This is a genomic window from Streptomyces sp. NPDC044033 (assembly GCF_056434425.1).
The window spans coordinates 1-9,931 of record NZ_JBWKFF010000033.1 but is presented as its reverse complement, the minus strand read 5'-3'; the positions used below and the strand labels follow the sequence as shown (position 1 = coordinate 9,931).

The 9,931-nt window shown below is 74.0% G+C and carries 8 protein-coding genes and 1 pseudogene; 1 reads left to right on the top strand and 8 read right to left on the bottom strand.

Annotated elements, in window-relative coordinates; all coding sequences use genetic code 11:
• Positions 1–65: 65 nt before the first annotated feature.
• Together AC07AB_RS36770 and AC07AB_RS36765 are read right to left on the bottom strand one after the other, a co-directional pair.
• Positions 66–564 (bottom strand): annotated as a pseudogene (locus tag AC07AB_RS36770) (DNA-formamidopyrimidine glycosylase family protein); the annotation flags it as partial.
• A gap of 52 nt (positions 565–616) precedes the next feature.
• Entirely contained in the window at positions 617–1,804 is a 1,188-nt protein-coding gene (locus AC07AB_RS36765) for an FAD-dependent monooxygenase (protein WP_478576332.1), read from the bottom strand.
• Between the two features lie 247 nt (positions 1,805–2,051).
• Between AC07AB_RS36765 and AC07AB_RS36760 the strand changes: the two genes are divergently transcribed.
• Positions 2,052–2,594, top strand: a complete 543-nt coding sequence (locus tag AC07AB_RS36760; RefSeq protein ID WP_478576330.1) for a MarR family winged helix-turn-helix transcriptional regulator — start codon at positions 2,052–2,054, stop codon at positions 2,592–2,594.
• An 87-nt stretch (positions 2,595–2,681) separates the two neighbouring features.
• Here the strand turns inward: AC07AB_RS36760 and AC07AB_RS36755 are convergent, their stop codons facing one another.
• From AC07AB_RS36755 to AC07AB_RS36730, 6 genes are all read right to left on the bottom strand, one after another.
• Positions 2,682–4,355 (bottom strand): TIGR03767 family metallophosphoesterase, encoded by a 1,674-nt coding sequence (locus tag AC07AB_RS36755; protein WP_478576328.1) that lies wholly within the window; start codon positions 4,353–4,355, stop codon positions 2,682–2,684.
• A 396-nt stretch (positions 4,356–4,751) separates the two neighbouring features.
• The gene (locus AC07AB_RS36750) at positions 4,752–7,274 is read right to left on the bottom strand and encodes an excinuclease ABC subunit UvrA (RefSeq protein ID WP_478576327.1); all 2,523 of its coding nucleotides are present in this window, start codon (positions 7,272–7,274) and stop codon (positions 4,752–4,754) included.
• 90 nt (positions 7,275–7,364) lie between these two features.
• Positions 7,365–8,144: an AAA family ATPase gene (locus AC07AB_RS36745; RefSeq protein WP_478576326.1), complete on the bottom strand. Its 780-nt coding sequence runs from the start codon at positions 8,142–8,144 to the stop codon at positions 7,365–7,367.
• A 47-nt stretch (positions 8,145–8,191) separates the two neighbouring features.
• Positions 8,192–8,896 (bottom strand): SDR family oxidoreductase, encoded by a 705-nt coding sequence (locus AC07AB_RS36740; protein ID WP_478576324.1) that lies wholly within the window; start codon positions 8,894–8,896, stop codon positions 8,192–8,194.
• Positions 8,896–9,066 (bottom strand): hypothetical protein, encoded by a 171-nt coding sequence (locus tag AC07AB_RS36735; protein ID WP_478576323.1) that lies wholly within the window; start codon positions 9,064–9,066, stop codon positions 8,896–8,898. Before AC07AB_RS36735 ends, AC07AB_RS36740 begins: the two co-directional genes overlap by 1 nt.
• Positions 9,066–9,761 carry a hypothetical protein gene (locus tag AC07AB_RS36730; RefSeq protein ID WP_478576321.1) on the bottom strand — a complete coding sequence of 232 codons (696 nt, stop codon included), beginning with the start codon at positions 9,759–9,761 and terminating at the stop codon, positions 9,066–9,068. The genes AC07AB_RS36735 and AC07AB_RS36730 overlap by 1 nt, the downstream gene beginning before the upstream one ends.
• Positions 9,762–9,931: the final 170 nt, after the last annotated feature.

Here is a 9,931-nt window from a genome sequence, read left to right as displayed (position 1 = left end):
CGTCCCCCCCCCCCCCCCCCCCCCCCCCCCCCCCCCCCCCCCCCCTCCCCCCCCCCCCTCCCCCCCCCCCCCCCCCCCCCCCCCCCCCTCGGCGGTGAAGTCCGCGTCGAGCGGGTCCGGGCCCAGCCGAGCGACGCCCGGCACGTCGGAGGGCTCGCGGACGCAGTACACGGCGAGCCGCTTCTGGGTGCCCGCCTCGGTGAGGTCGAAGCCCGCGCCCGGCGCTCCGTCCGGCCCGGCCAGGCGCAGCCGCAGGGCGAGCGGCCCCTTGCCGGGCCGGGGCGGTGCGGCGGGGAACTCCTCGCGCCAGCGGAGCCAGCCCGCGCGGGCCAGGTGGATCACCAGGTGCACGGCCGGCCCCTCCGCCCCGCCGTCCGCGGCGAGGTCCAGGAACTTGCCCCGGCGGCGTACGCCGGTGACCGTCCGCCCTTCCAGGGCGCCGAGCGGCGGATCGTACGTCTTGAGGACGCTCACCGCGAGCGGGAGCACCGTGGCGACCGTACGGCCGGTCAGGTGGTCGGCGAGGTATCCGGCAAGGGCTTCGATTTCCGGGAGCTCCGGCATGAGCACCAGTGTGCCGCAGCGCCCACGCGCGGCAACTCGGCGCTCTCCCGGCTCAGCCGGTCTTCTCGTCCCAGTCGATGCGATAGCCGACGAGCCAGTCGGTGTCGCCTTGGCCCTCGTCGCGGTCGAGGGCCCGCGCGGTGCGCGCGTCGCGGGTGCGCGACGAGGAGGCGTCCGGGTCCCGGGCGGCGAGGCGTCCGCTGATGGCCACGACCCGCTCGACGCGCTCGCGGCGCAGCCGTTCGTAGGCGGCGAACGCCTGCGGGGGGTCCGGCAGATCGCGCAGGCACTGGGCGAGGACGACGGCGTCCTCGATGGCCAGGGAGGCGCCCTGCGCGGCGTTGGGCGCGGTGGCGTGGGCGGCGTCGCCGATGATGACCATGGAGGAGTCGTGCCATACGGGGGTGGAGGGGATGTCGTAGGTGTTGCGGGCGACGATCTCCGTGCCGGTGGCGGAGACGATGCCGGCGGCGGGCGTACTGTCGCCGGCGAAGACGTCGGCGACCCGCTGCCGCCACTGGGCGGGGGTGATCGCGGCCAGTTCGTCGCGCGCGAGCTCCTCGCCGGGGATGTTGGCGAACCAGTAGGTGGGGCCGTCGGGCGCGGTGGTGCAGCCGAAGAACGCCCGGTCCCCGAAAATCATGCGGTACGTGCCGGGCGGCGCGGCCTCGGGGTTGTGCGGTATCCGGCCGCAGACGGTGCTCTGGCCCGCGTGCCGGGGGCGGGGCCCGGCCTCGTCCAGCAGCGTCCGGGTGCGGGAGTGGAGTCCGTCGGCGCCGATGAGCAGGTCGCCCTCGGCCCGGCTGCCGTCGTCGAAGGCCGCCACGACGCCGCCGCCCGGGGCCGGGGCGGCGTCCACGAGGCGCTTGCCGTACTCGATGGCTATGGACTGCCGCGCCGCCTCCTCGTGCAGGGCGCGGTGCAGGTCGGCCCTGTCCATGGTGCGCGGGGTGAGCCCGTCCTCCCCGGAGCCCCTGAGGGGGCGCTTGCCGAGCTGTTCGCCGGTCCGGCTGTAGAACTCGACGCTTTCGGCCGGAAAGGAGCGCTCGTGTACGGGCGCGAGGGCGTCGGCGCTGCGCAGTGCCGCGAGTCCGTTGCCGAAGAGCATGAGGAATGCCCCCACGTCGTCGGCGCCTCGCGGGTACGCCTCGTACACCGTGGAGTCGATGCCTGCCTTGCGCAGCGCCAGTGCGGCCACGGGGCCGGCGACTCCGCCGCCGATGATCAGTGCGCGGGTCATGGACGGGCGTCCCCCTCATGTCGTCATGCCGGTAATGCCAGGTCACGTGCTGCTCGCGCGGTCCGCGCACGAGCATGGCGCGTGGTGACGGCGGTATGTCAAGGGGCTGCCGCGGTGTTCGTCGGCGCACTGTCGGCTATCGGCCGCGCCGAAGGCGACGAGCGTCCGCGGGGGTGCGCCGGGGACAGATTCAGTTGACTCTTGCATCACTTTGCGATGTGTCATCGAACATGTTGAACTTCACGCCATGTCATACCAGTTGACCTCCGACGATCGTCCCGCCGACAGCAGCCCGGCCGCGAACGCGCCGACCGTCGATGACGATCTGAAGGCGCTGATGCGCCTGATGGCCCGGTTCCTGCGGCACGTGCGCGACCCGGACGAGGACGTGCCCGAGGAACTGCGCGCCCTCCTCTCGGGCTCCGGGCTCTCCAACCGGCATCTGACACCGCTCATCTCGCTCGCGATGGACGGCCCCGCGTCCGTCGGCGAGCTGGCCGAGCGGATGGCTCTCGGCGCGACCACCACCAGCCAGCTCGTCAACGAACTCCACCGCGGCGCGCTCGTGCGCCGCGCGGAGGACGAGCACGACCGGCGGCGGACGATCGTCAGCGTCGAGGAGCGGCACCGCCCACTGGTCGAGCGCTTCGCCCGCGTCCGCACGGAGCCGCTGCGCCAAGCGCTCGGCCTGCTCACCCCCGCGGCCCGCCGCGACTTCATCCGCAACTGGCGGGAGATGGTCGACGCCTGCGAGGGCCGGCCCGCCCCCGCGCCGGAGGAGGCGGGCTGAACCGCCGTCCGGAATCCCGATCCCCCTGGCCCGACCCGACCATGACGGGCAGTCAGGCATGCCGTGGCCAGGGGCGGGCGGCGGTTCTCAGCGCCGGGGCAGCAGCAGTTCGGTGTTGCGGTCGGTGGGGTCGCCCGCGAGGGTGGCGTCGGCGCCCGGGGCGTTGGAGCCCAGCTCCCGGTAGAGGGAGGCGAGGCCGGTCCGGGAGAGGTCCTCGAAGTCGGTGCGGTAGGGGGCGGCGGACTCGATCAGGGTGGTGAAGAGGGAGAGGGTGCCGTCCCGGTTGTCCGTGACCTCGATGGCGCGTGCCAGCTGCGGGTAGTCCACGTGCGAGGCGGTGCAGATCTCCCAGAAGGTGCCGCGCGGCCTGATCCGGTTGCGGTGGCTGTGGCCGTTGATCCAGGCCAGCACATTGCTGTGGCGCTGGAGGACCGCGATCAGCTCGTCGCCGCCGTGCCGCTGCTCGCCCGGGTGGGTGGGGTCGGGGGTGAGGTTGTCCATGCTCCAGCTCGCGTGGTGGCTGAAGACCAGCGCGTACTCGTCCTGATGCCGCTTCAGCACCCGCTCCAGCCAGCGGAGTTGCGAGGTTCCCAGCGATCCCTGGTAGTGGCCGCCGGGGTCCGTCGAGTCCAGGCTGACGCCGATGACGCGGTCGGAGACGCGGAAGGTGTAGTAGAGGTCGCCGGAGTCGAGGTTCTCGTGGGTGTAGCCGTGGCCGAGGGGCCCGGGGCCGCGGTGGCGGGGTTCGAGGTGCGCGGCCGCGTACTGACGGGCCGTCAGCGGCACCCGGCGGTCGTCGGGGGTGACCGTGCGCATCTCCGCGCGGTGTTCGCGCAGCACCGCCTTGATCCGGTCGCCCTTGGGGTCGACCCCCTTCGCCTCGCCGTCCATCAGCCATTTGGCCTGTTCGGCGGGGATGATCTGAAGCTTCTTCGACCCGACGCAGACATCCTCGATCCAGGTACCGGCGGCCGGGTAGCAGCCTCCGGAGAGCAGGTCGTGGTTGCCGAAGGTGGAGTACCAGGGGATGTTCAGCCCCGGGCTGCTCAACCGGCGCATGGCGGCGTCCAGATAGCCGTCGATGCGCGGGTAGCCGACCGCCTTGTCCTGGTCGCGCAGGCTCCGCTCGGGGTGCCAGTAGAGCGGCAGGCCGCTGTCCTGCACGCCTTCGTACCGGTCCGGGTCGCCGGTGTTGGGGTTCAGCCGGCCGCCGCTCAGGGCGGTCAGGAACCACTCCACCTCGATCCGCGCGTTCTCGTCGCCGTTGTCCCCGGTGGTGATGACGAAGGAGAACGGCTCCCCGGTCTCCGGGCCGCGGCGCAGCGCGTTGACGCGCTCGACGAGGGAGACCACGCCGGGCAGAGTGAGCGCCTCGTGCGGCCGCCAGGCCCCGGGGCCGCCGGCCCGGAAGAACTCGTAGCGCAGCGGGTGCTGCACATCGGTGAGGTGGATGTCGGTGAACTGCACGAAGGAGGCGAGCGTGGTGCGCCGCTCGGTACGGCCCCGCTTGGTGCCGGCCAGCTCGGAGCGCAGGAGCCGGGGCCAGCCGGGGCCCTCGCCGAGCCGCCGGTAGCCGCCGGTGCCTCGGGGCGCGGCGACGGAGGCGAGGGTCGTGCCGTGGCCGGTGGGCCCGGCGGCGGCCGCGCCGCTCGCGGTGCCGAGGCCCCCGATGGTGACGGCCCCCGCGGCGGCGGTCGCGGCGGCGAGGAACGTACGCCGGTCGAGGCCGGAGGCGGCGGGTCTGTGCGATCTGCTGGACATGCGCGGTCTCCCCACTGTGGCGGCTGGCGGCGTGCGCCCGCCGCTGACGGCCCGTCGGCGCCGCGACGGGCTCACGGCGCCGAGCGGATCACGGACACGACAGGTCACCAGGATCAAGGAGGAGGTGCACCGTCGCCTTGCGGGACTCCGTACCGGGGAGAGGGGCCGCCCCTTCCGGCCCCGCCGTCCCGGTCTGAGCACGGCGACGGGGTACCCGGCGCCGGGAGGGGCGCCGACCGGCGCCTCGGCGGGCGTCGCCGCCGACCGCACAGCAGCCTAAGTGACCCGTGGGGGCGCCGGTAGGGCGCGTACGGACGTGCGTACCGGTGCGGCGGTGGCGGCTGCCCACCCGGCCGCCCACCGGCCTGCCCACCCGGCTGCCCACCCGGATGGCCGTCAGCCGTTCGCCCCGGATTCGGCCAGCGCCGCCCGCAGGTACCGCGCCGTCAGGCTCTCTTCCGCATGGGCGACTTCCTCCGGCGTGCCGGCCGCGACGACCCTGCCGCCCGCCGCGCCGCCGCCCGGCCCCATGTCGATGACCCGGTCGGCCCCGGCGACGACGGCCATGTCGTGCTCCACGACCACGACGGAGTTGCCCGCGTCCACGAGCCCGTGCAGCTGGCGCAGGAGCAGCTCGGTGTCGGCCGGGTGCAGCCCGGCGGTGGGCTCGTCGAGCACGTACAGGGTGTGACCGCGGTGCGTGCGCTGGAGTTCGGTGGCGAGCTTGATGCGCTGGGCCTCGCCGCCGGACAGTTCGGTGGCCGGCTGGCCGAGCCGCAGATAGCCCAGGCCCACGTCCCGCAGGGTGGCGAGGCCGCGCCGCGCGGCGGGCACGTCGGAGAGGAAGGCTGCCGCCGCGTCGACCGTCATGCCGAGCACGTCGGCGATGGTGGCCCCCCGGTAGGTGATCTCCAGCGTCTGCGGGTTGTAGCGCGCGCCGTGGCAGGCGGCGCAGGGGGCGTAGGTGCCGGGCAGGAAGAGGAGTGCCACGGCGACGAAGCCCTCGCCCTGGCAGGTCCCGCAGCGCCCGGCGGGCACGTTGAAGGAGAACCGGCCGGCGGTGTAGCCGCGGGCGCGGGCCTCGTCGGTCGCGGCGAACACCTTCCGCACAGCGTCGAAGAGCCCGGTGTAGGTGGCGAGGTTGGAGCGCGGGGTGCGCCCGATGGGCTTCTGGTCCACGCGGACCAGCCGGTCGACGGCCTCCAGCCCCTTGGCCCGCACCTCGTACGGCCCGTCGGCTACGGCGGCCGGCTCCTCGCCCGTAGCAGCGGCATCAGCGGCGTCCGTGCTGTCACCGCCCAGGTGTTCGGCGACGGCGTCCGCGAGCACCTGGCTGATCAGCGTCGACTTGCCGGAGCCGGAAACCCCGGTGACGGCGGTGAAGACGCCCAGCGGGATGTCGGCGTCGAGGTCGCGCAGGTTGTGCCGGGTGACGCCGTGCAGCCGCACCGTGCCCGAGGGGGTGCGGCGGGCGGGCTCGGCGGCCGGCGCCGCGGGGTCCGGGAAGACGAAGCGGCGGGTCGCCGACGCGGCGACGTCGGCGAGTCCGGCGACGGGGCCGCTGTAGAGCACCTGGCCGCCGTGTTCCCCGGCGTGCGGCCCCACGTCCACGATCCAGTCGGCGCGGCGCACGACGTCCATGTGGTGCTCGACGACGAAGAGGGAGTTCCCGGCGGCCTTGAGCCGGTCCAGGACGGTGAGCAGGGCCGCGCTGTCGGCGGGGTGCAGCCCGGCGGAGGGCTCGTCGAGCACGTACACGACGCCGAAGAGCCCGGAGCGCAGCTGGGTGGCGAGCCGCAGCCGCTGGAGTTCGCCGGCGGACAGGGTGGGGGTGGGCCGGTCCGTGCTCAGATAGCCGAGGCCGAGTTCGGTGAGCACGTCGACGCGGGCGACGAGGTCCGCCGCGAGCAGCGCGGCCGGGCTCTCGTCGGCCTTGGCGGCGGCGGGCCGCAGCAGGTCGCCCAGCGCGCTCAGCGGCAGGGCCGCGAGAACGGCGATGTCGCGCCCCGCGAAGGTGACCTCAAGCGCCTCGGGCCGCAGCCGCCGGCCCCGGCAGGCCGGGCACGCGCCGCTGACCAGGTACCGCTGGACGCGCGCCCGGAGCGTGCTGCTCTTGGAGTCGGCGAAGGTGTGCAGCACATAGCGCCGGGCGCTCATGTACGTCCCCTGGTACGGGCGCTGGATGCGGCCCGCGTCGCGCACCGGGTGGACGGTGACGACGGGCTGTTCGTCGGTGAACAGGATCCAGTCCCGGTCGGCCTTCGGCAGCTCGCGCCAGGGGCGGTCGAGGTCGTGGCCGAGGGCGGCGAGGATGTCCCGCAGGTTCTTGCCCTGCCAGGCGCCGGGCCACGCGGCGACGGCGCCCTCGCGGATGGAGAGGTTCCGGTCGGGCACGAGGGAGTCCTCGGTGACCCGGTGGACGCGGCCGAGGCCGTGGCACTCGGGGCAGGCCCCGGCGGCGGTGTTGGGCGAGAAGGCGTCCGAGTCGAGCCGCCGCGCGCCGGCGGGGTAGTCGCCCGCGCGGGAGTAGAGCATCCGCAGCGAGTTGGAGAGGGTGGTGACGGTGCCGACGGAGGATCGGGAGGTGGGCGCGGAGCGGCGCTGTTCCAGGGCGACGGCCGGCGGCAGCCCGGAGATCTCCTCGACCTTGGGCGCGCCGACCTGGTGGATGAGCCGGCGCGCGTACGGGGCGACGGACTCGAAGTAGCGGCGCTGGGCCTCCGCGTACACGGTGCCGAAGGCCAGCGAGCTCTTGCCGGAGCCGGAGACCCCGGTGAAGACGACGAGCGCGTCGCGCGGGATGTCGACGTCCACGGCCCGCAGGTTGTGTTCGCGGGCGCCGCGGACGCGTACGTACGGATCGTGCGCGGCGCGGTCGCCGTACGGGTGCGCCGGTGGCGGGCCTGCCGGGTCGGTCATCGGGTCGTCTCCGCTGGTCGGCGCTGTACGGTCGGCGCGCCGATCTTAACGTTCGTGCCCTGTGCCGCCTGGCCGGGCCCGCCGCGGCCGTCAGTAGCGCATCGCGAAGGCCACCCGCCTGCGCCAGGACTTGGCGCGCTGGGCGTCGTGGTACCGGGCGTCGTTCTCGATCACCTCGATGGCCGCGCGCACCCGCTCCTCGGCGATGGCGATGGCGTCGTCGAGCGGCATCACCTGGGGCAGCCCGAAGAGCTCGATGATCCGCTCGACGCGTTCGCGCACCGTGCCGCCGACGATGTGGTGGGGGATCTCCATTTCCTCAAGGGTCTCGATGAGCAGGTCGTCGGAGACCTTGCGGAAGTGCTCGGAGACCGGCCGGTGCCCGTCGGCCTTCATCTCGAATTCGACGGGCAGGTGGACGTAGGCGTCGTAGATCCGTTTGGCGCGGGCCTTGGCGATCTGCCCGTACGCCTGCGTGTACTGCCGGTAGAAGCGCTTGACCGGCAGCCCCGCGACGGTCTTGACCGACCGCAGCAGGAGGTTCGCGCCGGGGTTGACGCCGACGCGCATCCGCGCCTCCCCGTAGACCCACTCGTGGATCACCGAGCCGTCCGAGACGAAGGAGCCGGACGTCGCCTCGTTGTGCACCCGCTCCTCGAAGCGCCGCAGACCGAGCGCCATCAGCTCCGCCGCCGACAGCTCCTCCAGCTGCTTGCCGGGCGCGACGTCCATCAGGATCTGCCGGGCGGTCATGGCGTGGGTGCGGGGGATGCCGGTGGCGACGGAGACCGCCTCGGTGGTGGTGCTCTTGCCGCTGGAGTACGTGCCGGAGATCGCGAGGTGGATGGTGCGGTCGGCTCGGTCGGTCATGTCCTCTCCTGTCCTGTCTTCTCGTGCCCTGCCTTCTCGTGTCCGCGTCATCCGCCGAGCCCCAGCCCGCCGCTGACCGGCAGCACCGCCCCGGTCACATAGCGCCCGGACTCCCCCGTCAGATAGCGCACGGCCGCGGCCACGTCGTCGGTGGTCCCGGGGTGGCCGAGCGGGGTGATGCGGGCCAGTTCGGTGCGGCGGCGGTCGGTGACGCTCCGGCCCATCTGGGTGTCGATCAGGCCGGGGGCGACGAGGTTGACGGTGATGTTGCGGGGGCCCAGTTCCCAGGCCAGGGAGCGGGCGAGGCCGAGCAGGCCGGCCTTGGACGCGCCGTAGTTGGCCTGGCCGGGCGCGCCGTAGGCGTAGACCATCGACGAGATGAGGACGATGCGGCCCCAGCGGGCGCGGACCATGGAGCGGGCCGCGCGCCGCACGACGCGGTACGCGCCGCCGAGGTTGGTGTCGACGACGTCGAGGAAGTCCTGCTCGGCCATCCGCAGGAAGGGCATGTCCCGGGTGATGCCCGCGTTGGCGACGAGCACCTCCACGGGGCCCTGCGCGGCCTCCACCTCGGTGAAGGCCGCGTCCACGCTGTCCGGGTCGGTCATCTCGGCCCGTACGCCGAACAGGCCCTCGGGCGGCGCGTCGCCGCGGTGGGTGACGGCGACGCTGTCGCCGTCGTCCCGCAGGGCGCGCGCCACGGCGAGCCCGATGCCGCGGTTGCCGCCGGTGACGAGCACGGAGCGCGGCATCAGAGGTCGCCCCCCTCGGGTTCGGCGCCGCCCGGCTGGGGCCCGCCGTCCGGGGCGGGCCGGGTACGGGCCAGTCCGGCGAAGGCCATGGTGGCGATGGCCACGCCGAGTTCGTCGCGGCTCAGCAGCGCGAAGGCGCCGTCGGCGGCGGTCCGCTCGTGATCGTTCATCAGCAGGCCACCGCCGTACCGCCGTAGCGAGCCGCGGTCCCCTCGCACTGGGCGGTCCTGCGTCCGAAGATGTGGCGGACGGCAGCCGAGAGCCGCACCGAGGTGAGCGCTCCGGGAAGCAGCCGGATGGCGAACCGCACGTGGGGCGCGTCGTGTTGACGGTGCGGGCGGTCGTCCTCCAGGAGCAGCGGCGGCAGCAGCGCGGTCGGTGTGCGGGCGAGCGTCTCGTCGCTGTCCGCCAGGAATGCGGCGGCGCGGGCCCGTACGGTCTCCGGCAGCCAGTCGAGGAACGGCACCCGCACCTCGATGATCTCGCCGTGCTCCGCGCACCGGGCGAACTCCCCGCAGGGGGTCGCCCTTTCGGCCTTGGACTGCTCCGCGGTCCGGGCCGTCCGGGCCCCGGCCGCTTCGGTCCGGGCGACCAGGTGGGCGCCGGCCAGCGCGGCTCGTACGGGGTACGGCGCGCGTTCCCATTCCTCGCGCAGTACGGGCACGGTGTCGCGCGCCTCGTCCAGGACGACGAGCAGCGGCGAACCGCTGTCGACATGCTCGGCCAGGAGTGCGCGGATCGTCTGTCCCGGCCAGATCCCGTCGGGCGCCCACTCCCCGCGCTCCATCGCGCGCCAGCTGATCCGGTCGGGTCCTTCGAATACGACGAGCACTTCACCGAAGCGCATCATCGGCGTTCCGTTCATGAATGCAGTTCCCCGTTGTCGACTCTGCGCAGAGTTGTTGACTCATTGCGGAGTTGTTGACTGGCCGCACTGTTGAACCGGTGCGGCCCGTGGCGGGGGGGGGGGGGGGGGGGGGGGGGGGGGGGGGAAGAAGCGGGAGCCGCGAAAGGGGGGGGGGATGGGGAAGAAGG